The organism is Sphingobacterium chuzhouense, from assembly GCF_014692525.1.
Taxonomy (GTDB): Bacteria; Bacteroidota; Bacteroidia; order Sphingobacteriales; family Sphingobacteriaceae; genus Sphingobacterium; species Sphingobacterium chuzhouense.
The window spans coordinates 24885-46341 of record NZ_JACNYL010000002.1; the positions used below are offsets into that span (position 1 = coordinate 24885).

Consider the following 21457-nt stretch of genomic DNA (forward strand, 5'->3'; position numbering starts at 1 on the left):
ACAATCGAGTAGCGCCATGATCCAAAGATCGGATATGGACTACTGCTTTTGTAGAAGATGGGGTCGGGTAGCTTATGCTATCCGACCTTATTGTTTTACACTCCCACTGAAAGATCTTCAAAGTCTTTTCCGTGAGTTAGAACCTTCGTTTTCCTCTCCCTATTTAGAGATATTGTTAGATACCCATCTCCAAAGCTTTGGATCTACCTGTGCAGGTTATCAAGGATGGTCAGATTATAGAAAAATCTGCCGATGGATCTGTAAAGTCTATCAAAACCATACGGCGGGTGAAAAGTAAAATGAACCTAAAGAAAGGATTTCTTCCGTTGAATGAAAGTGTCTATATACATGTTTCGCAGATACGATCTGTCGATCTAGAAGCACTACAGATAGAGATTGATCCAGAACTGGATCGGAACATGCGGAGAAATCTTAGGGGAGATGATGTTATTGAGAAGCTTCAGCGCTGTCGGAAGGAGGATTCCAATATTTTCTATATAGATGAGGTTTGTGTAGATGAGATAAGGGCAATTATTGAGCGATAAGGTTACTGAAGTAATGTTATCAATAAAACATTTTTTTCGTTTATTTCGAATATTTCGTTTATTTTTGTATTGTAATAGAAATACGATAGACATGGAAACCTTGGATAGAATTAACAGGCCTTCAAAAGCAGAACAGAAAGTTGCCATGGAATCATACGATTCATTGGCATCTGTTATTGAACAGCTAAGTGCAGAAAAGACTGAAATTGAAATAGAAGAGACTAAAGACAAAATAGTGGTGCCACTACGGGCGCTTAAGCTATTTGGCGGTATTCTGAAAGCTATGTCCGAGGGTAAGCCGATCTCGATTGTGCCGCTCGCTACGGAGGTGACCACGCAAAAGGCTGCTGAAATGCTTGGCTGTTCCCGCCCTCATTTAGTTAAGCTACTTGAAGAAGGCAAGATTCAATATACAAAAGTAGGAAAGCACCGCAGAATAGTTTTCGAAGATGTGGTAGAATACAAAAAGCAGATGAAAGCTGAGCAGAAAAGCCACTTGATCGATATGAAGAATCTTGACGAAGATCTTGGGCTCTATGATTCATAGTGTAAGATTTACGGCTGTACTGGATACGAATGTCATCTATCCGGTCATTATACGTGATCTCTTGCTTTGGTTCGCACATTATGACCTCTATACTCCAAAATGGAGCGCAAATATCTTTGACGAATGGAAAACAGTTATGATGTGGAGAGGTATTTCGGAGGAATATGCTTGAAACCAAAAATGCCTCATAATAAATGAGTAAAGGAAATAATTCTTATTATTGTTGTATATTATACCGTTATAAGCTATTAACACCAACTTGAACTTTTGAGAATGAAGAAGATAGTCCTTTTAATTTATACCATTTTTAACTTAACATTGCTGTTTTCTCAAGAGAAGACTATTATCGAATTACAAAAAATTGACGGTTATGGTCCTCACGGAAAGACTTCATTCGGCATCAGTGAAAAACGAGATAGTGAACGAAGAGAATTGTATCCCTCTGCTAAAAATATTCCCGAAAACTGGAACGATGTTCGAGAATATTACTATGAATTAAATCCAAAGCAGTTAATCTACCAATCAGCACATCTATTGGATACTATGAGCTCAAGTCTAGCCAAACTGCTTGAAACGGAGGACATCGACTTAAAAGACTCGGTGAATTACGCAGAAGAACCTCTGGCTTGCGGGATTAATATTGTGATAGGGAGAGATAGTCTGGGAATGCATTATATAATCGATAGAAATCAGAATAACGATTTTGGCGATGATGTGGTGAGGCCTGTTGTTGGAAGAAATACTTCATCCTCGGTGCCAAATAATCCAGACTATGTTTTTTATCAATACTGGTACGACGGCAAAGTTCATAACGACACCTTAATTATTTCCGTATCGGAGATTAATAACAACGTCTTTTTTTCTTTCCCGCAATTTTATCTATCAACTTTTAAATATAAAAACAATACATATTATTTCTGTAAGAATATCGGCAACAGAGGTGCTTTCGTTGTGCCTGCTATACCTTATTTTTCGGCGTTACCTCCAGAGAAGAGAGTTTTAAAAGGACAATATTTTAATTTGGGAGAGGATACGTTCAAACTATCCCGCATTTTATATGACGGGAAATTTATAGAGATCGAAGGCACAGCTATGTTGACTGATACCATCAAGACCGTAAAAGAAAATTGTAATATCCATCAAGCTTCCGATCAAGCAGGGTTTTTAGCTCCTGCAATATCTGGACGAGATGTATTAAACGGAGACATGTGGACGTTGGATAGTGTGGATAAGGACAAACTGATTTTTATTTACTTTTGGAGTACGACATGTGGCCCGTGTTTACAAGATTTACCAAATCTAACACGCATTGCGAACAAATATAAGGATAAGGTAGAATTTGTAGGAATCTGCGATGTAAGAACCGATCTCGACGCGGTGCTGAATAAGCATAACATAAATTGGACGATGATTAAACTTCAAGATGCTGAAACGGAAGTAAACAAATATAATATATACAAATATCCATCATCATATTTGCTAAACAGCGAGCGGTTCATTCAGCGGGTAGATATGAGATCAGCGCAGTTAGAGGAGTTTATACTAGAGAATATACTTTAAATATTTGTTGGTAGGCGAAAATGGAAGCAAATATTAAAACTATTCACACTTCAAAGAAAGAAAAAAATGCGCTGGTATTACGAATAATACTTATATGGTTCTTCATGTATTTTCCATTTATAAACTTTGTTGAGGATTACTTTTTGCTTTCAAAACCGATTGAAGTGACATTTTTTATTTGGTTACTGATTTTAACTTATGCAATCGTATTGTTATTTCTGCTTATTTCGAGATTGTTTTCTGGTTGGGTAATTAAAATTTTGCCCGAAGGAGTTAGGGTAAAGTTTTTTTGGGGGACACATTTCTTCCGCTATCTTGATATTAAGAGTGTAACTCTGTCCTATCCGAATGCGAGATGTCGAGCGTTGCAATTTACCCTATCAAAAGAAGCCGATTTATCAGGAATCTTTAAGCCGATAAGAAAGCTGTATATTAAAAAAGACGGCAACGGGAATCCCTATATACTGGTAGGTTTGACTGGCCTTGATGTAGATGCCGAATCTTTGATGAATTTAATAGTTTCTTCGTTACATGATAGTGAGTCATCGACTAACAATAGTGTCTGAAAAAATCGATCCGTCCAATTAATGTATGTCAGTTTGAGCTAAAAATATTGTTAAGGTTGACCTTAGTAGTTTTACTTTTCGTTGTTTCTTTTTATACTACCGTTCTTCGGACGCTATATAAATAGGTTCATCAAATTGCTGTTTATTACGATCCGCTCCCTTATAAAATTGAACTAATTTCCGCCCAAACCCCCACTTTTCTTCCGTTCAGCCTTTTTTTGTCGGGACGAAACTGCTGTTTTTTTACTGTTCAACATTTTTTTTGGAATTCCCCATTCACATGTAGCATATTTGCTGCGTGATCACACAGCAATCTATCCAGGATCGATAGGCGCTTTTTATAAACCAAAATACATAAATTGAAGATGGAACAATTTATTCATGAAATCCAGCACGTAGTTCAAATAGCCACAAACATACTAGATGCGAGAAAAGGTCTGGATCTACTGATCGGCAGCGATCGAAAATGTAATTTTTACTACGTTTAAATCAAGCTAATTCTAGATCAAGGGTGATCCGGACACCCTTTTACTAACTGAAATCAAATATGAACAGCACTCCAAATATTTTACCGGCAACACCTGCGGCAAAAGATGACCATATCTTCTGGAACCAGAGTGTCAAACTAGCTTCCATGCTGTACTACTGGAAATTAGTCGATAGCTACGAATCCATACTACCGCTGGTACACATTCACCAACGCTATCTTCAACAGGAACATTTCAAACACGACAATACCTTCCTACCACAATTGGAAGAACAGCTACCCAAGGTGGATGGTCCCCGGATATGGGCATGCTTCCATATCGGCCCTTATGCGATCATGGCGCGAGCACTTACTCGGCTAGGATATGGTATTGCGATCTTGCTTAAAGACGACGTGTTCGAAGAGCAATATCCCATGTATATGCAGCAGTTCAAAAGAAGTTTCGGGAGGGAACCGAATGCAAGCGAACTACAGTTTGTAAAGTCCAGCGGCTCAAAATCCCTTATACAGCTAAAGCAACTGTTGAAAAGAGGCTACCACGTTATCTGCTATGTCGATGGGGAGGAGGGAGGAAGTGGAGAGAAAGGATGGACACACGTCCAACTGCATAACAAACATTTGGATGTACGCATGGGAATGGCCATACTAAGTCAATTGAGCGGTGTGCCCATCCGTCCGGTTGTTCTTACAGCGGAAGGCGACAAACTGACGGTACGGAGCGGGGGAGACCTATTCGTAAACAACCGGGAGCAATATTCTGCCGCTATGCAATACTGTTACCAAATGCTAGAAGAACTCTCTGCGGAGGAAATCCTGCAGTGGGAATGTATTCCCAGATTATTCGATAAAATTGTTCCCGATAAGCAACACACTGCTGAAAAACCCATATGGCTGCCCATCTACGCAAAAGAGAAAAATATGCTGCTGGATATCGTCTCCGGGAAATTTGCAGAAGTTTCCACTAGTCAGTTTAACAAAATGGAAACGCTGAGACGAGAATTCCTTAAGCAGATATAATAACCGTAAATTTATAAAACAATAAAACCCTATGCTATGAGCAATACCGATTTGAAACAAAAAATTTCAGAAAAAGTGCAGGCCTTCACCGCCAAATGTGATGAACAACATCATGCGATTGCACAGAAGAAAGAACAGGAGCGAAAGAAAGAAGAAGAACAAGCTAAACGCAAGGAAGATGTAGCCAAAAAATTTAAAGAAACGATATTAAAAGATCTTCGGCACCTTTTCACGGAAATCAAACCGGCATTTTCTTCGCCATATCTGGAAATCATACTAGATACGCATGATCAACATGAGCACTTTTATATTCTCGACGATGATGAAATTCCAGCTTTTGCCGCCCTTGCGGTAGATGCCAAATCGAAGGTTGACTCGAATATCTTCGACTGCCCGCGCTATCTGTTTTTTGTCACGTCCATATCGAGTAATTCATTTGCACTATCACTTAATAATGAGTGTCGCGAGGTCTTGCGTTTCGGAGACCACGAAAATGACGAGAACACCCTGCTACAAACATATTCTTTCGACGACTATGATTTCAATGAGATTCGGGGACATATCGAGAAATACTTGACCGATGAACTGTCTTATCTGCATGAAAATTTTAAGGTACGGAGTGAAGAGTGGGAAGATTAAATAAACAAAACAATGATGTTCAATTTTTTCAAAAGAAACAACAAAAACAAAGCTACCCCTAGGAAGAAGCATCTAGACAGGGAAGCTATTCAAAAACGGGGACTGGAACTAGCAGAGATTACCAAGAAGCGGCATGCGGCCGGCTTTCCACAGCAAGCGAAGTCGCAGGAAGATTTAACGGCCGTGATCTACGTCTTTAACGATCAATGGGATTATGCGATAATGAAGATAGGTATCGACGTTCCTGTTTTGGATGATGGCAGCCTGCGGCCCAGTTTAAGAAAGAAAAGATTTTTTCCGTTGAATGAAAGTGTCTATATACATGTTTCGCAGATACGATCTGTTGATCTAGAAGCACTACAGATAGAGATTGATCCAGAGCTGGACCGGAACATGCGGAGAAATCTTAGGGGAGATGATGTTATTGAGAAGCTTCAGCGCTGCCGGGAGGACGATTCCAATATTTTCGATATTGATAAAGCTTTTGCAGAGGAGATAAGAGCTATTATTGAGCGATAGAATTACATAGATATAAAACTTATAGGTTATGATTCAGAAGAAAAAATATGTTCGAAAGCTGATCCGGAAAAAAATAATGGGCACATTAACTGCCGAGGAAGAGATTGACCACACGATTGCTTCGGTTCTTTATAAGCGAGAAGAGTTTCAGGAAATGATAGCCGATGTATTGCTAAGTATCCCGGATGAAGAATTAACGGACGTTCCACTTGGAGACTGGAAGCCGGATATTGATGCCATTATCAAAGGCCGATTAACATCGCGCAATATCAAATCTGACAGCGAACCGAAAGATGAGGAGGATGGCAAGGAACCGTAAAATTTGTCTTTTATCCAGCTGTGAAAAGCAATTTATCGGATCACTAGCTAAATTATGCAGTAGCAATCCAATAGACAGCAGATGAACCAAAGATCAAAAATAATCAAGACTTTACGACGAATTACAAGCCAGTAATAAATTAGACGTGATCAATAATTCGATGGCCGATCTTGACCAAGATCTGGAAGCCGAAGCATAAATAAAAAGCGTTAGCTTATGTAGTAGCTAAGGCTTCTTTTTCTTGTGGCAGCAGATCTTGCCATATCTGCGTATTTATCTTGGGCTTCTCGCTTTAGTTTTCAATAAAGTTAATAATGAACTCTTTCATACACAAATAGGTTATTATATCCGATCTGTTTCCGCGATAATGTATTTCTGAAGAAATGCTTCTAATGGCTGATGCTCGTACTTTGGTCGTGCGTTAATCATTTCAAGAAGCACCTCCTGATTTTTATTTACCAAGTCTTCTTTTCCCAAATCTTTTATTAGCCATTCAATATTATCATTAAGTTTGGAAAATATTATAAATACCCCCTTCCACCAAAGATTTCGCATTAACGCTGGTATCTTTATACTTCTGTTATTTAAAATTTCTTTTGCCGCTAGATGTTCCTGGTATCTTAAATGACCAAAACCATATTGTCCTGTTTTACTCATTGGGATAAGTATATTACAAGGATCTATGAGTTCTTGGAGTGCAATCGTAGATTGTTCTTTACCTAGATGATTTTTCATCGCCTTTATCGCATATTCAGTTAGGTTTTCGATATCGCTTTCTCTTGTACTATTTGAATGTAGGAAAAAGGCTAACTTGGAGGCAAGCGTTTCCAAATTTTGGGGGGTAATGGTAGTCCGGGATGTGATGTTTTTTACGTTGTCATAATAGCCTGTGAGCAGATTAATTCTATTGTTGTACAAGTTGATTTCTGTCCTAGGTAGAGGCAAGTTGTTTTCAGCAAGCACACATAGTGTGGTTGTTAGAAGTGGATTTCTTACAATTTCTGCTACTTCATTATTCTCCATCAAATGTTGTGTAACTCTTTGATAAATAGTGTCATTTTTTGATTCATCAAACCACTGCTTTATAAAATGGTCCCTCTGTCCCTGTGTAAAAGGCATTAAGGTTATTGGAAAGAATTCTTGAAGAGAAAATTCTTTTGTAGACAGGCGGGAAGATAGGATAACTTGGACTTTTGATCGATATTGTTTTACGAAGCTTTGTATTTCTGTAACAAGCCAAGGACCGGGTTTAATAGCTTCATCTAAACCATCTAATAACAAAACCGTTTTTGTTGATTTAAACATTTCTGCGAGATCGTCTTTATTGATGGTTATCCCAAGTTTGTTTAAATAGATTTTAACACTTTGTGTAAGATCTAAAGGCCTATTATCTCCCTGCTCTTCGATGACATATTGTATCAATCTTGACAGAGAAATCCAAATCGGCATTTTATCGTCTTTTTGGGATACATTAATTGCATACATTTGAAGAGTTGTTGTTTTTCCAGCTCCAGCATCACCCATGACAATAAAATTTAAACCGGTGTCGAAGACATTGTGGACGTCTATTGAAATTCTGGGTGTCTCATTCTTTGCTTCTGTAAAAGCCATTTCTTCGGTTTTAAGACAGTTAGCAATGAGGGGATTTTTGAATAATAACTCAGTAGTAGAAATTAGAATTCCGGCCTTTTTTATGAAGGTTTTTAACTTTATAGTATCAACAACTGGTTCATTGTTAATTCTATCTATTTCTGTGAGTATCCATTTACGCTTTTCGATAATTTGTTGGGATATTTTTTTTCCATCTATTGTTATTGTGTATAAAACTGACGGTTTGGCAATCCTTGTATCATCTAGCTTTTTGTTCGCTAACAACAGTTCTTTTTCCAAAACAGAAACAGTTGACTTAGCTTCATCTACAAGTTCGGAAGCGTCTAAGAAGAGAATATCATCTACGCCATAATTTCGCCTTTTACGCTCTATTTTTTGTAATTCCTGCTCTTTTCTTTGCAACTCATCTTTTGCCACATTTAATTTTTTCATTTTTTTATCACGGTAGATTTCAATAGCTTGAATGCTATCCCGCCATTTGTTATATGTGGTCAAATCAGAAGCGGAATCAATCTCGCTGACTGGTTTGTTTAAGAAATTTACTTGATATTCTTTCGTTATAGATTTACATAACCTCTTGAATTCTAACCATTTTTCTAAGGTTATATCGTACTTGTGGCTTATTGGATCGTATTTTTCTACTAGTAATATTCTGGGGACTCGCTTTCCTAAATTAAAATTAATATCAGTATATATGGACTTAATAGATATCTTATTGTTATATCCTAATGCTTTTAGCAAGATCTTATTATTTAAAGTAGCTAAGATTTTCGCGGGGATATTCGTCTCAATTCCCAGTAGATCATTTACAATATCTTGCCGATTTTTTATTATTTGACTACATAGTTTATAGCCATCAATGATAATTATACTATGGTCTTTTAAAGAAACATGCTCACTAAATCGCGTCCTAAGAGTGTTGGTCGATATTGGATAGGTTGAGATCAATATTATCTCAGATGGGCGATATGTTTTTTTATTAACGTTTAAAATAGGCTTTTTAATACAGTTTTCAAGCTGGTTGACTACAGTTTGCAAACTGTCATTTCCCGATGCCTTGCTTGATAATTTAAAGTGTTTCACTTGGGCAACTGATACCTTAATTTCCCCAAAGCGATCCTCGTCCCACATGATTATGTCTTTTCCTTCTTCATATACACCACCATTAAATTCAACTTTTTTATATCCAAGCGTTTCCAAAAGAGGGATTATTACGTCTCTAGTTAATTTATTTTCCTGCACGCTTTGTATTTTTTTGAGAAGTTTTTTCGTTGTATTCATGTTAATATGGTATAATTTTAAAGCTATTAAAAATTTCACTACAAATCAATAACTCACTAGATATATTGCTATTCTGTCTTTTGCGTTTCCAATCCTCTATTTGGAAATAAGTAATAAAATACGAAATCAAAATGAACGTAGCTACATTTCAGACGTCCTTCTCATGCTAATATGTAGTTGAATTTACTTGTACTAACCAACATTCTAAAATGTTTTATTGAAGGAGTAGCCTGTGCTCACATTTGTTTTACTCGTTTCTGAAAGTAAAATGATACATGTTTAGCTCTTAACGGCTCTAGCCAGTCTTCTTGCTGTAGTGAGAAAAATTTGTGATAAAGTTGGGTATATAAATCTCCATCACTTACTTCACTTGGTGGTGTTTGATTTCTTAGCGAATTGAAATATATGTTTTGCGCATAGGATTCTTTCACTATTTTTTTGTATTGATAACGGTCAATGAAGGTATTAAGCCTATATACATGGTAATTGTGATGGATTGAAAAGAGTGAAGCTTCTAAAGTTAAAATTGTATCATAGAAATCCACCAGCTCTTTGTCATGGGAAATGTTAAGTATAACTAGAGCTTTTTTTCGGATCTCGAAAATGCTACTTTTCATTCCTTGATAGTAGTGACTATACGAATAGAGTTTTATATATGAATTGTATGTTTCGTAATCGCCTTTTTCAAAAATATCATTTAATATATCTTGACTATGTTCCTTAACAACTTCGGGATTATATTGATCTTGCCTTAAATCTTCTAGAAGTTTTAAGGCGTCAAGTGTATACGCATACCCGTCTATATCTATCTCGAAGTTTTTTTGCTTTTTCCACTCCTCCTTTGCTTCTCTCGCAAGTATAAATGTTTTAAAGGCTATAATTAATCCGGTTACAGCAATCAATCCCGTTAAAACGTTGGTCAATAGTTCTGCTAAGTTATAGAAGTTATTTGGTTCAAATATTTCCATCGTTATTAAAAATTAATTTCATAAATATACTGTCATAATATTTTTCATTTTTGGTTGCATATTCACCATATTGAATGCATCACATTTAAAACTAAATTTTCCCTCAATATACCTCATCAATTATTTTCATTGCTTCTTTATGGCAATCGTTTTCGTCCTCGAATGTTTTCATGTAAAAGTAAAAGAGTGCAATGCCATACTGAGGAAGCTCTAGAAATATAAAATCATTGATCGTGTGAAAAAAGTGAAAACCTTTATTTGATGTCTTAAAAACGACCAACGAATTTAAATGCCTTTGTTTATTTTTGATACTTATTCTTCTTAAAGCTTGCCTAATATTAGATTTTACCTGACTCGGCGAGTAATTTCTATTTGGCAAAAGCATATATAGAGGGAAATCTTTTAGATAGGGAATATGTTGTCCATTTTTTGGACTCAAAAATTTCTTTGTTATGTTAACGATCTGAAATTTGTAGTCGATTATCTCGAGCCACCTAATCAGATTTTGAAGTTCGTCGACAGAAAAACGATTGTTGTCAAGATCCACTGTTCGAAATAACTCTTTTACATAGCACTCCAACGAACTTAGAAGTTCGCCATTGCACCGTTGACAAGCAGGGACAGTCGTTTTATTATATGTTTGGCTTTGCCCGTTCAATGTAATGTCAAAGAACTTATGTGGATCTTTTTCGAATATCCAGCGAGGGATAACATGTTCCTTTGTTATGTTATTTGAACAGCTGCCACAAAACATGCAAATCGTCGTGGCTGGGACGTAAGTTGATATGTTATTACCTCTGAAAATATGATTTAAAGAAATATAGTCTATGACGGTTTTAATATTTGATCTAATCGCCTTACGTAGCTCTACTAGTTTGTTTCTGGACATTTTTTAGATAAAATTTATCACAACACTACAGATATATATTTCGTGAATAGTGTCGTATATTGCATTATTTGAGTACTCTTATAAGTCGATAAATACTCCAGAGTTCTGGATTCTGCCAACTTCTATCTACTAGGGTCGCTGACCGGAAACAATAAATCATATATTTTTGCATACTCCGAACTATAGTATTCGAAAGCTAATTGGACGTCATTATTATTCACTTCTACTATACAATGTCGACTTTCGCGGAATAAAGTTTGCGTTTACATGCGAAATAACATTGGTAATGCTCTCGCAAACCCAGTCCTCGGCTAGTGGATGAAAAATAGCTTCTTGAATCAAAACATCTATGTCAACACTTATTTTCGTAGCCTTGGGAAGAGCAGCCAGTACCTCTTCTGGTTGATTAATAGCGGTAGACACAGGAGATATAAAAATCCTACATTCCCGCTCGTCTGCAAATTCTTCACGCTTAACGATTAATGGATACATGAGGTTTCCTATCCCTAACTTATCTCTTCCATAGATAACCTCTGAAAGATATATTTTTCTTTGGTCTAAGATAGAGTGCTTTAGATGACCCGCTGTGGTTTTGATGGCAAGTCCTCCATTTTTATTCGAGTAAGCATCCCACATTATTGAAGACTCGAAGTTATTAATGTGCCAGCAATTAACGTAACTGCTCTTTCTTTGTTCTTCATATGCACTCAGGAGTCCTAATACTATTTTATTTTTCTGCGGATACTCATCAGGGTGAAGAAGTCGAGATATCGTTTCATAGCTAGGTGCCATTCCTTCATATTTATCCGCGAAGCAATCGCATCTTAACATGAATAGCTGCTTATTTGCGATTAAATCTAAATATTTAAAAAGATCTAAATATTTCCAAATGATCGTGTCATCTGGCACATCAAAAAGTGATTCGTGAGGTTCATACATGGCAAAAATTTATCTTTACTTCAAATATAAAAATTGTACGGTTTAGGAAATGCAAATTCTTCGATATTTCATTGTGGATACTATTGATTTCGATTAATCCATGCCACTTTGGATATTATTCGTAAACACTAATTTAGTGTTGTCCTCTTCTCCCATAAACCACCCTAGAATTTTGACTATTGTCCTTCTATGAGAAATCCAGATATGTTCTTTTATTGCAAGGTATATAAAACGCGATCTAAATATCGAACCGCGTAAATGTACTTTATCTGTAACTTCAGCCAAAGATAACCATCTCCAATTGCCGTACTGTACTACCATCTAATTTCAGATATATCAAAATTTGATTTCTTTACGAATGGTAAATTAAAGTCGAAAGACTGTTCGAATGTCGTTCTAGTGATTTGTGTTATTAAGCTCTGAGCTTCAGATATGGTCATAGGCGTTTTAGGAGCCTCATGTCCCATATTACCATGGCGAGCAGCTAAACCTAATGTTTCATAGTTATTCGCGGTATGTGTGAGCGATTTAAGCACCTTATCTGAAAACCCCAACTCATTAAGGTTAGTTCCTTTTGCTTTAAGAAAATTTTTCACCTCGTCAAGTGTTTGATATATTGTACGGAAGTTCATTTCGTGCGCACACATGAACAGTATGGTCTGTATAAAGATATCTGACTTAGCTGCTCTCATGATCTCAGCAACTATATGGTTATTATTAGTTTGCTTTGATATTTGATTTATTTTAAAGTCAATATCTACTCGTTCAATGGGTTGGTGAGGATTATAATGCACAACTTTATTTTGGTCAATATTAATCAGTCGTTCCAGTCTTATATACCCAGCATCCGCCTTATTCTCATACATTAAAAACTCAGCTCCATTTAAAAATGAACAGATTTGGTAGGCTTTTGAATATATATCTTCTGGGTTTGTCAAGTGATTTAGGTGTACCGAAGAAAAGTATTGTGTTAAATCAATTCCCTCTTCTCCATCTTCATAAATGACGATGTCTGCAGAATCAAGATGATGCGAGAGGTCGTATAAATATGAGTAAGCCCCCCTAACTATAAAACTCCACTTCAAATTCATAATTTGATTTTTTCTTTGATATAAACAAACCTCCCATTCCTATCCTTCTTCTTATTAAGCTTCGGAAGCCCTTTTGTGCCATTGCAAGCTTTAAGCGCATTCACCAAAAACAACGGCCGTACTGCTCCGGTCAATTCTGCCGTGCAATCATTGAAAATTTGCAAAGCATTTTTTGCGACATCAAAGTAATCGGATTCAATCTTGTCCAGCACCCAATCCTGTACTCTTTCTTCTGACACTACATAAGTAGGTTCTGCAAATTCGAGTTGCCAATCCTTTTCTTCGGTGCCGAAAGTAGCTATAAATTCAATGGTGCCATCCTCGAACTGTCTTTCTGCATGGTAAGAGACAGCGTCATTTTCATCAGTAGCCTCTGAGATGCGAATCTTATAGCTAGGCTTTTGATTAACGTCTGGAACGATGGCTTGGATACCGCAGTTAAAAATCTGCCGGAATATATTATTAAAAGGGATTGTATAAATCAAGGTATGGGCTAGATCCTCTACATCACGGACGTAAAAATCACGTTGCCCCATGAGAAACGATAATTCAAACTGGCTGTAACGCTTTCGCTTTCTCAGCACAAGCACATTGAGCATTTTCTCAACCTCTATTTGTGGCATTGCTGTTATCTGTATTTCTTTAAACTCTAAATGGGCTTGCATATTATCGGTCAACCAATTGCTGTTGATTACAAATATACTAAACCTTCTTCTGCTTTTTTGGTAGGATGTAGGTATTTAAGCCGCTATCATTAAGGATTACCTCCAAGCGTTTGTTTTTGCTTTTGACAGCATTTTCTAATACTTGTGTGAAATTGCTAGCCTCCCAGTTTTGGTCTTGTACTTTGTTTGCTTTGGCCACGATTTCGGCTAACGTTTTAGCTTTTTTAAAGAAATTTGTCGCCTCAATTAATGCGTTAATTGTGCCCGTGGGACCTGATCCAGTTGGAATCGGGTCGATCTTTTTTATTATTTTTTCGTCACTAAGTATTTCAACAGGATAAAAGTCGTGAATAGTATATTCTGTTTTTATAACAGTGTTATCATTATTATCAATGAGTTCTTTTTCTTTTTCTTTGGCTTTTTCTGTTATGTATATTGCTACGTTGCTCAAAACCTCATCATTGTATTTACCGTTGTGAGCATTGCTTTCTATATGCCCAATATATTTTGGGTTTTTTTTGAGAAAAGTGGACATCTCCTCACCAGTTATGCCTAGTTCTAGTCGTATAGATCTTATTGTAGTTATAATAAAGAGTTCAATAGGTGATAAATACCATGTCTTCTTTTCCATATTTTAAATGACGGGATTAGTTTCTTTTATCATAAGTGTCTTAAATAATTTGATTTTTAGATATGGAATACGTATCTTTGATTTGTCTAGAAAACAATATTAGTTTTCTGTAGAAAAGGTGTTAAACTTAGAGTCTTGCGGCTACATTCTCACGCCGTAACGCAGGGCAGCAGTATAAACACCCACATCTTCACTGTTATGTGTATATTTGTACGCGTATGGTAGATGTGGGCCTGCTGTAAATCCGTGTTACGTAAGGCGTGAGAACTGAAAAGTAGCCACGGTGTGCAGGCCCACATGTATCAAAAGAAGCTGCTAACCATCAGGACTCGTTATATAAGTAACGAGCAATGAAAACCGGAAGAAAAAAACTTTACAAAAACTTAATTTCTCCGCCCGACTAGGTGGGTGCAAACAGCCACTATGGCTTTTCTAAAGATGCGACAGTGCAAAACCGAATCATAAAACCAATATGAAACTTCGTATCGTTCGCATCATTTCTAAAAACATTTTACTAACTGTGTGTGGTCTAAACTAGGTTTAGCCACAAAGGAGATATAGCGAAGAAAGAAAAAAGCAGAACCTCTGGACCACACCCTTAAAACCTCGAAAAATGAACAATTTTTACCAGGGTGGGAGGGAACTGCCCTTAGCCAACGCGAAATCGCGATTTGTCGAAAAACTGAATATGAAACGCCGACGCTGGCCGCTAAAGAGGAGAAAGGAGAGTATTAATGGACTTTAGATATCTGCCATTACTCCAAAGTGCGTGCGAGATAATCGCTGAAAACTATGATCCTCAGAAAAAAATCCAAGATTTCTGGGAGAAATACGGAGCCAACAATAGCCGTCTCCATGTCCTCAATCTTTTTCTGTTCTACAAAGGCGAAACCGTACTCCAAGAGCAGCTTACCATAGAAGAGATGAAACAGTTTTCTCAAGATCTGATGACGTTGCTCATGGCTTATTACGTTGCCCATCGGGAAAAGATAAATCTCGACGATATAAAAATTCCTGTAGAGGAAACACGAGAAGAGAATGGAGAGGAAGGTTCTTTTTCGGATATCCCGTATACTATACTTGGACTGCACTATTTGGAGCAAAAACTAAACCGTTAAATTATGAACAATAGCAATAGTCATAAAAGTATTTATGCAACCTTATGGGAAAAGCAAGCGTCTATGTATAAGGAGACGTTCTTGAACCTATTGATAAAATTTTCACACTTATTCTATCAAGCGACAGAGAACAGATCAATCTCCATTGTTATGGGAATGATTTGTGTTTCGTTGAAGAGTTTGTTTTTTAAGGCAACGAAGAACAAAGTAGTCTTTTCTTATGGACTACTTTGTTTCATGTTGTTTAATCTATCAGAAGCCCGGACGCAGTCCCGAGATCATCTCGGGACTGCCGAAAGGCAAACCGAGATTAAGCCATTGGAAATAGGGGATACCATCCCCGAACAGCTTTGGAACCTACCTTTACAGGTCGTTAACCATCCTAATGGAAAAGATACAATTACCCTAAACGACTACCGAGATAAAAAGCTCATTATTCTGGATTTTTGGGCGACATGGTGCGCGCCTTGTATCGCTTCGCTCGTCAAGTTGGAAAACATAGAGAAAAAGCTCGCTGCAGATTTTAAGCTCATACCGGTTACACGCGAGAATACCGAAACAATAGCAAAGCGGCTGGCCCATCGGGAACTGAAGCCTTTCTCGATCTATAACGATACCTTGCTGAACGCTATTTTCCCGCATCGGAGCATACCGCACCAAATATGGTTACAAGGTGATAGCATCGTACATATCAGCAATGCTTCCCAAAGTACGGAAGAACACATCAGGGCGACAATCAGAGGTGAACTGCCGGCAATGGAGGCGAAGTTTGAAATGCTCGACTTTGATAAGTTAAAACCGTTGGAGATCTACGCAGAGAGAGTCGATGCGCCTGTGTACCATCAGTCAACGCTCACGGGACGTATTAAGGGTATAGGAAGCCGGAGAGGATATGCATATGATGGTGATGATAAGATCCTGTTCCTCAATAACAGCAGAATCTTGGATGTATATAAGTGGAAATATACAATTACTCCAAATAGAATAATCCCTGAAATGGAACCTGCGGAGATGGATAGTAAAGCCGAAGATCTGTTGAACTTCTGGTTTTCCTATCAACTGCGAGTACCTAAAGAAACTCCGGATTCAAATTGTATAAAGTTGCTTACCTCTGAGATGGAGCAGGCTTTTGGTCTGTCCGGCCATATGGAGGAACGACAAGTTTCCGTAAAAAGCATCGTGCGAGATGTATCAATAAAGAGTGTTCCATACTCCATGACAACAAATACAATTAAACTGGCAAACCTTATAAACGGATTAAACGATTCGAACAATTGGTTCAAAGAACTACCGATATATACGACCGAAGAAGCCGATGCCACAATCATCCATACGATGTTTTCATTGAACGAGTTAGTAAATGACGAACAAAAATTAGTAGAAGTAATGAGGATGAACGGACTGAGATTAGTGGATGACATTCAATCTATTCCTATGCTGGTTATAAAACAAACTAACGAATAATATGAAAGAAAGGATCTTAAAAATTATGGGAACCTTACTGCTGTTTCCTGTTTTTTGTTATGCGCAGACAACGTTATCAGGCAGGCTGCTGGATGATAATGACTCACCGATCGGTAACGCTTCCATACGTAGTGTCGTATATGGAACACAATGGATTGTCGATAGGGAAGGTAAGTTTGAAATAGTTGCACAGCCCACGGACACGCTCTCTTTTAGGGCGATCGGTTATGGGGAAATAAGAATGGCGACGACTGATTTTCCAGAAAATGGTATCGTTAGACTCCCCAAAGAAAACAATGTACTAGAGGATGTGGAGATCGTTCACACCGGCTTCCAGAGTCTGAAAAAAGAGCAGATTACGGGAGCGGTAGATATTATATCGGAAGACCTTCTGAACAGGACAACAGGCGCCGATTTTCTTTCCCGAATAGAGGGGCTTACGCCTGGATTACAGTTCAATAAAGGAGTTGCTGCCGAAACCGATCCTTTTCTGATACGGGGACGTAGCACCTTTACGGCTGAAGCTCAGCCGTTGATCGTGTTGGATGACTTTCCCTATGAGGGGGAATTACATGATATAAATCCGAACGATGTAGCATCGGTGACGGTATTAAAGGACGCTGCTGCGGCGAGTATATGGGGAGCAAGGGCAGCGAATGGAGTCATCGTGGTCAAAACCAAGGAAGGACGGGGGAGTCGGACAAAGATAGAGTTCAAAACGGATATCGCATTGGAATCCCGGCCTGACCTGCAACATATCGACTGGATAACTGCGTCGGAAATGATCGACTTTGAAAAGCAACGGTTTGCCGAAGGTGGTTACGATAATCTTTTGGAGGGGCCATATTATGGCCGGGGCATTACGCCTGTTTTGGAATTACTTTTTAAGCAACGGGGAAATCCGGATGATCATGCCATTGACGGACAGATTGAGGCATTCAAAGAGCACGATGTTCGTAAGGATATGGCAAAGTATCTATATCGATCTGCTCCTCGGCAACAATATCATGTAGGGTTATCCGGTAGCACGGACAACCTTAATTATATGTTTTCGGCAGGCTATTATGACCAGGCCGCAACGCTTCGAGGAACGAACCAGAATCGATTCACGTTAAGGAGTAACAACACGTTTAAAATAGCGCCTTTCTTGGATATCCAACATACACTCCAGTTCACCCGCTCGGAGAATAGATCCGGTGATAATCCGGGATATGCTATAGGAGGAATTTATCCGTACGCCCAGCTGGTAGATGATGCAGGGAATCCGGCCAATCTATATTTAGATTATCCGAAGGCATATCTTGATACGTTGGGGGGTGGCGAGCTTCTGGACTGGACCTATAACCCCGTCCGGGACCTCACAACCGTGGACAATAGGACGAAGAACAACAACATAACGACCGGTCTGGGGATCAATGTAAAACCTTTCACGGGATTGACTGTGGCTGCACGTTACCAATACCAATACGGTAAGACCGAAACGGCAAACAACAATGGTGCAGATTCCTATTCTACCCGTACGCTGGTGAACAGGTTTTCTTACTATGAGAACAACCAATGGAACCGACCAATCCCCATAGGTGGTATACTCGATTATTCCAACACCAGTCTGGTATCCCATCAGGGACGTATACAGGCGGATTATTCTGCTACTTGGAAGGAAAAATATAGTCTTGACGCTATTGGAGGTTATGAAATTAGAAGTAGGACAGAGGATGGACAAAGAGGAAGGCTATATGGCTACTACCCCGAAAGAATGACGACTATACCCACGATAGATTACGTAAGAAACTATACCATATTGACCACGGGCACTACCGCACGTATTTCACCGGTCGGTAGTGTATCTAAAATGACGGACAATTTTCTTTCATGGTATGGTAACGCGACGTTTGGATACCATAACAGCGTGTTCCTTTCAGGCAGTGTAAGGAAAGATCAGGCGAACCTTTTTGGGGTTGCCGCGAATGCAAAGGGCGCACCGTTTTGGTCTACCGGAATCCGGTGGGAAATCGGAAAGCTACCGGCATTGGAGAAATCTTCTATCGATCGGCTCGCATTGCGCTTTACCTACGGGATAAACGGAAATGTTTCCCGATCCGCATCAGCGTTGACTACAATGTACTATGTTAACTACACTGGTTCGGGGCTGCCGGGAGGTGCGCTGAACAGCCCGCCGAATAGAAATTTACGTTGGGAAAGAGTTCTCTCAAGCAACCTCGGGCTAGATTTCTCGCTTTGGTCCGGTACTTTGTACGGTTCCGTAGACTATTATCATAAAAACGGTAGAGATCTACTGGCGGAAGCGCCGGTCGATCCAACTTTAGGCGTCAGTCACTTTTTTGGAAATATTGCCTCCATGAACGGCAAGGGGGTAGACGTAATATTGACTTCAAGAAATCTGAAGAATGTAATAAGTTGGAATACCACGTTGAATTTAAGTTATACGCAGGGGAGGGTTCGTGAATATCTGATGCCGGTCGGCAATGTACCTACGGTTTACTTGTCGGGAACAACGATTGCGCCGATCGAAGGTAAACCATTGTATTCCCTGTTTAGTTATCCGTGGGCCGGACTCGATCCCGAAAACGGAGATCCTTTGGGCTATCTGGAAGGTGCGGTATCTAAGGATTACCAGAATATTACGACCGGTACACGAATTGAAGAGATGGTATTTAACGGCCCGGTTCAGGCGCCATGGTATGGGAGTTTGCGAAACGATTTCCGTTATAAAGGGATCGGTCTTTCGATAAATGTAAGCTATAAATTCGGTGGTTATTTTCGTGCGCTTTCCTACGCTAGTTCTAATCTATTAACCGGTTTCAATACGCATAGTGATTTTTCAAAAAGATGGCAGAAGCCCGGGGACGAGGAAATTACCCAGATTCCATCCTTTGACCCCGAAGATGTAGAAGGTCGTGGCATGTTCTACCGATACAGCGACGTACTTGCGCTTCGTTCGGATAATATTAGGCTGGAGGATATACTGCTTTCCTATGATATTAAACCCTCACGCTTTTTAGGGGTAGGCTTTGGACAGATGAGATGCTTTGTACAGGTACAGCATATAAATCTTGCTTGGCTGGGTAACGAAAGGAAAATTGACCCTTATTTCAACAATGTCCCGCTACAGGGGGCGAGCTTTATCGCTGGGATAAATCTTTCTCTATAACACAAACAGATATGAAGAAAAATAAAATAGTAATAACAGCTTTAGTCGTTAGCCTAAGTTTGTTGCAGGCATGCTCAAAAACTGATTTCTTAGATGCAAAGCCCAATCAAAGTTTAGTTGTGCCGACTACATTAGACGATTTTCAAGCCATATTGGATATGGATCTTATCATGAATGGCGCGCCAAATGGACAAGGGCTTGTACCCCAGCTAGGGGAGATCGGTACGGACGATTATTCTATTGTAGAAGATCACTACAATACAAGACTGACTGACGCTTATCGGCGTTATCACATATGGGACCCCGAAGCAAATACGGCGGAGCCGTTGTACGATTGGGAGAATCCCTATCGGTGCGTGTTTTATGCCAACGTTGTTCTTGATGGGCTTGAGGCGATGGAAGAGGGAAGTTATGGTAAAGATGAATGGGGCAACCTTAAAGGAGCCGCCCTGTTTTATAGGGCACATGCCTTGTATCAGCTGGCACAGGTCTTTGCCTATCCTTACGGGCAGCAGGAAATGGTCCGCTATGGCATTCCTTTAAGATTTAGTTCAGATATCTCGGAAGTAATTACGCGGAGTACGGTTGAGGAAACCCATGCGCAGATAATAGCCGATTTAAGAGAGGCATCGGCTATGCTACCCGATATAGTTTCTATTAAGGAGCGACCGTCAAAAGCCGCTGCATTTGCATTGCTCGCACGAGTTTTCCTCTCGATGCGGGATTACGATAATGCCCTTTTATCAGCCGACGCAAGTTTAGCGATTTCGGATAGACTGTTAGATTATAATGACCTAAATCCAGCAGCAAACTTTCCCTTTCTGAACAGCGGTATTATGGAATCGGAAGTGCTTTTTAAAAGCACATTCGTATCCCAACCTGGTATAACAAGCCCTGTCAATACATTCGTGGCTAAAATTGATGAAGCGCTACTTGAAAGCTATGATCAAGATGATCTACGGCATGACATCTTTTACAGAACTGCCAGTCCGTCTGGATGGCGTTATAAGGGAAGTTTCTATGGGTCGAATAATTATTTTGCAGGCATTGCAACGGACGAAGTTTATCTCACTAAAATAGAATGTTTGGCCAGACTCGATAAATTTGACGAGGCTCTTGATCTGCTTGAAAAATTTAGACGTAAGAGGTTCGTTTCAACGTCCGGCAGATACAGAGTGCCCAATAACGTGAGGGACAATAAAGAAGATTTGATTAATTTCATTAAAGAGGAAAGACGGCGTCAGCTGCCTTTTAGGGGACTTAGATGGACGGATATCCGTCGGTATAACCTGGAAGGTGATGGTATAACACTTAGCAGGAATATAGCTAATCAGAACTTTGTGCTTGCTCCCAATGATAACCGGTATGCTTACCTAATACCTTATCTCATTATAGGATTTAATGGAATGGAGCAGAATCCTAGATAAAA

General features: G+C 39.0%; 21 protein-coding genes. 15 read left to right on the forward strand and 6 right to left on the reverse strand.

The genetic code is table 11. The features are described from left to right. Window positions 1-16: 16 nt before the first annotated feature. From H8B21_RS20565 to H8B21_RS06480, 10 genes are all read left to right on the forward strand, one after another. A complete protein-coding gene (locus H8B21_RS20565) occupies window positions 17-298 on the forward strand; it encodes a hypothetical protein (protein WP_223814887.1) in 282 nt (93 codons plus the stop codon). Window position 299: 1 nt separating this feature from the next. After that, window positions 300-545 carry a hypothetical protein gene (locus H8B21_RS06440; RefSeq protein ID WP_223814888.1) on the forward strand — a complete coding sequence of 82 codons (246 nt, stop codon included), beginning with the start codon at window positions 300-302 and terminating at the stop codon, window positions 543-545. A 64-nt stretch (window positions 546-609) separates the two neighbouring features. Then, complete coding sequence (locus H8B21_RS06445; RefSeq protein WP_223814889.1) at window positions 610-1092, forward strand: helix-turn-helix domain-containing protein; 483 nt, start codon at window positions 610-612, stop codon at window positions 1090-1092. After that, the gene (locus H8B21_RS06450; RefSeq protein WP_223814890.1) at window positions 1082-1264 is read left to right on the forward strand and encodes a hypothetical protein; all 183 of its coding nucleotides are present in this window, start codon (window positions 1082-1084) and stop codon (window positions 1262-1264) included. The genes H8B21_RS06445 and H8B21_RS06450 overlap by 11 nt, the downstream gene beginning before the upstream one ends. 101 nt (window positions 1265-1365) lie before the next feature. Further along, the gene (locus H8B21_RS06455; RefSeq protein WP_190312997.1) at window positions 1366-2652 is read left to right on the forward strand and encodes a TlpA family protein disulfide reductase; all 1287 of its coding nucleotides are present in this window, start codon (window positions 1366-1368) and stop codon (window positions 2650-2652) included. Between the two features lie 20 nt (window positions 2653-2672). After that, window positions 2673-3218 (forward strand): hypothetical protein, encoded by a 546-nt coding sequence (locus tag H8B21_RS06460; RefSeq protein WP_190312998.1) that lies wholly within the window; start codon window positions 2673-2675, stop codon window positions 3216-3218. Between the two features lie 547 nt (window positions 3219-3765). Next, complete coding sequence (locus H8B21_RS06465) at window positions 3766-4722, forward strand: hypothetical protein (RefSeq protein ID WP_190312999.1); 957 nt, start codon at window positions 3766-3768, stop codon at window positions 4720-4722. 36 nt (window positions 4723-4758) lie between these two features. Continuing rightward, on the forward strand, window positions 4759-5361 hold the full coding sequence (locus H8B21_RS06470; RefSeq protein WP_190313000.1) for a hypothetical protein: 603 nt from the start codon (window positions 4759-4761) through the stop codon (window positions 5359-5361). Between the two features lie 12 nt (window positions 5362-5373). Beyond that, the gene (locus H8B21_RS06475; RefSeq protein ID WP_190313001.1) at window positions 5374-5880 is read left to right on the forward strand and encodes a hypothetical protein; all 507 of its coding nucleotides are present in this window, start codon (window positions 5374-5376) and stop codon (window positions 5878-5880) included. A 28-nt stretch (window positions 5881-5908) separates the two neighbouring features. Next, the gene (locus H8B21_RS06480; RefSeq protein WP_190313002.1) at window positions 5909-6199 is read left to right on the forward strand and encodes a hypothetical protein; all 291 of its coding nucleotides are present in this window, start codon (window positions 5909-5911) and stop codon (window positions 6197-6199) included. 342 nt (window positions 6200-6541) lie between these two features. Here the strand turns inward: H8B21_RS06480 and H8B21_RS06485 are convergent, their stop codons facing one another. From H8B21_RS06485 to H8B21_RS06510, 6 genes are all read right to left on the reverse strand, one after another. Then, window positions 6542-9091 (reverse strand): NACHT domain-containing protein, encoded by a 2550-nt coding sequence (locus tag H8B21_RS06485; protein WP_190313003.1) that lies wholly within the window; start codon window positions 9089-9091, stop codon window positions 6542-6544. A gap of 236 nt (window positions 9092-9327) precedes the next feature. Then, window positions 9328-10059, reverse strand: a complete 732-nt coding sequence (locus H8B21_RS06490; protein WP_190313004.1) for a hypothetical protein — start codon at window positions 10057-10059, stop codon at window positions 9328-9330. 1102 nt (window positions 10060-11161) lie between these two features. Further along, the gene (locus H8B21_RS06495) at window positions 11162-11887 is read right to left on the reverse strand and encodes a DUF2971 domain-containing protein (protein ID WP_190313005.1); all 726 of its coding nucleotides are present in this window, start codon (window positions 11885-11887) and stop codon (window positions 11162-11164) included. Between the two features lie 314 nt (window positions 11888-12201). Then, a complete protein-coding gene (locus tag H8B21_RS06500) occupies window positions 12202-12978 on the reverse strand; it encodes a hypothetical protein (protein ID WP_190313006.1) in 777 nt (258 codons plus the stop codon). Beyond that, a complete protein-coding gene (locus H8B21_RS06505; RefSeq protein WP_190313007.1) occupies window positions 12975-13643 on the reverse strand; it encodes a hypothetical protein in 669 nt (222 codons plus the stop codon). The genes H8B21_RS06500 and H8B21_RS06505 overlap by 4 nt, the downstream gene beginning before the upstream one ends. A gap of 37 nt (window positions 13644-13680) precedes the next feature. Then, window positions 13681-14274: a hypothetical protein gene (locus H8B21_RS06510; RefSeq protein ID WP_190313008.1), complete on the reverse strand. Its 594-nt coding sequence runs from the start codon at window positions 14272-14274 to the stop codon at window positions 13681-13683. Window positions 14275-14887: 613 nt separating this feature from the next. Here H8B21_RS06510 and H8B21_RS20730 point away from each other — a divergent pair. The 5 genes from H8B21_RS20730 to H8B21_RS06530 are packed head-to-tail and all read left to right on the forward strand — an operon-like array spanning window position 14888 to window position 21455. Next, window positions 14888-15019 carry a hypothetical protein gene (locus tag H8B21_RS20730; RefSeq protein ID WP_262891547.1) on the forward strand — a complete coding sequence of 44 codons (132 nt, stop codon included), beginning with the start codon at window positions 14888-14890 and terminating at the stop codon, window positions 15017-15019. Beyond that, entirely contained in the window at window positions 15009-15392 is a 384-nt protein-coding gene (locus H8B21_RS06515) for a hypothetical protein (RefSeq protein ID WP_190313009.1), read from the forward strand. The genes H8B21_RS20730 and H8B21_RS06515 overlap by 11 nt, the downstream gene beginning before the upstream one ends. A 3-nt stretch (window positions 15393-15395) precedes the next feature. Further along, a complete protein-coding gene (locus tag H8B21_RS06520) occupies window positions 15396-16856 on the forward strand; it encodes a TlpA family protein disulfide reductase (RefSeq protein ID WP_190313010.1) in 1461 nt (486 codons plus the stop codon). A 1-nt stretch (window position 16857) separates the two neighbouring features. Beyond that, window positions 16858-20028: a SusC/RagA family TonB-linked outer membrane protein gene (locus tag H8B21_RS06525; RefSeq protein ID WP_190313011.1), complete on the forward strand. Its 3171-nt coding sequence runs from the start codon at window positions 16858-16860 to the stop codon at window positions 20026-20028. Between the two features lie 11 nt (window positions 20029-20039). Then, window positions 20040-21455, forward strand: coding sequence for a RagB/SusD family nutrient uptake outer membrane protein (locus H8B21_RS06530; RefSeq protein WP_190313012.1), 1416 nt, complete (start codon window positions 20040-20042; stop codon window positions 21453-21455). Window positions 21456-21457: the final 2 nt, after the last annotated feature.

Coding starts and splice junctions, on each gene's coding strand:
- H8B21_RS06525 (WP_190313011.1), top strand. CDS start 16,858: ATGAAAGAAAGGATCTTAAAAATTATGGGAACCTTACTGCTGTTTCCT.
- H8B21_RS06530 (WP_190313012.1), top strand. CDS start 20,040: ATGAAGAAAAATAAAATAGTAATAACAGCTTTAGTCGTTAGCCTAAGT.
- H8B21_RS20565 (WP_223814887.1), top strand. CDS start 17: ATGATCCAAAGATCGGATATGGACTACTGCTTTTGTAGAAGATGGGGT.
- H8B21_RS06490 (WP_190313004.1), bottom strand. CDS start 10,059: ATGGAAATATTTGAACCAAATAACTTCTATAACTTAGCAGAACTATTG.
- H8B21_RS06465 (WP_190312999.1), top strand. CDS start 3,766: ATGAACAGCACTCCAAATATTTTACCGGCAACACCTGCGGCAAAAGAT.
- H8B21_RS06475 (WP_190313001.1), top strand. CDS start 5,374: ATGATGTTCAATTTTTTCAAAAGAAACAACAAAAACAAAGCTACCCCT.
- H8B21_RS06450 (WP_223814890.1), top strand. CDS start 1,082: ATGATTCATAGTGTAAGATTTACGGCTGTACTGGATACGAATGTCATC.
- H8B21_RS06440 (WP_223814888.1), top strand. CDS start 300: ATGAACCTAAAGAAAGGATTTCTTCCGTTGAATGAAAGTGTCTATATA.
- H8B21_RS06500 (WP_190313006.1), bottom strand. CDS start 12,978: ATGAATTTGAAGTGGAGTTTTATAGTTAGGGGGGCTTACTCATATTTA.
- H8B21_RS06510 (WP_190313008.1), bottom strand. CDS start 14,274: ATGGAAAAGAAGACATGGTATTTATCACCTATTGAACTCTTTATTATA.
- H8B21_RS06485 (WP_190313003.1), bottom strand. CDS start 9,091: ATGAATACAACGAAAAAACTTCTCAAAAAAATACAAAGCGTGCAGGAA.
- H8B21_RS06460 (WP_190312998.1), top strand. CDS start 2,673: ATGGAAGCAAATATTAAAACTATTCACACTTCAAAGAAAGAAAAAAAT.
- H8B21_RS06470 (WP_190313000.1), top strand. CDS start 4,759: ATGAGCAATACCGATTTGAAACAAAAAATTTCAGAAAAAGTGCAGGCC.
- H8B21_RS06520 (WP_190313010.1), top strand. CDS start 15,396: ATGAACAATAGCAATAGTCATAAAAGTATTTATGCAACCTTATGGGAA.
- H8B21_RS06505 (WP_190313007.1), bottom strand. CDS start 13,643: ATGCAAGCCCATTTAGAGTTTAAAGAAATACAGATAACAGCAATGCCA.
- H8B21_RS06480 (WP_190313002.1), top strand. CDS start 5,909: ATGATTCAGAAGAAAAAATATGTTCGAAAGCTGATCCGGAAAAAAATA.
- H8B21_RS20730 (WP_262891547.1), top strand. CDS start 14,888: ATGAACAATTTTTACCAGGGTGGGAGGGAACTGCCCTTAGCCAACGCG.
- H8B21_RS06455 (WP_190312997.1), top strand. CDS start 1,366: ATGAAGAAGATAGTCCTTTTAATTTATACCATTTTTAACTTAACATTG.
- H8B21_RS06495 (WP_190313005.1), bottom strand. CDS start 11,887: ATGTATGAACCTCACGAATCACTTTTTGATGTGCCAGATGACACGATC.
- H8B21_RS06515 (WP_190313009.1), top strand. CDS start 15,009: ATGGACTTTAGATATCTGCCATTACTCCAAAGTGCGTGCGAGATAATC.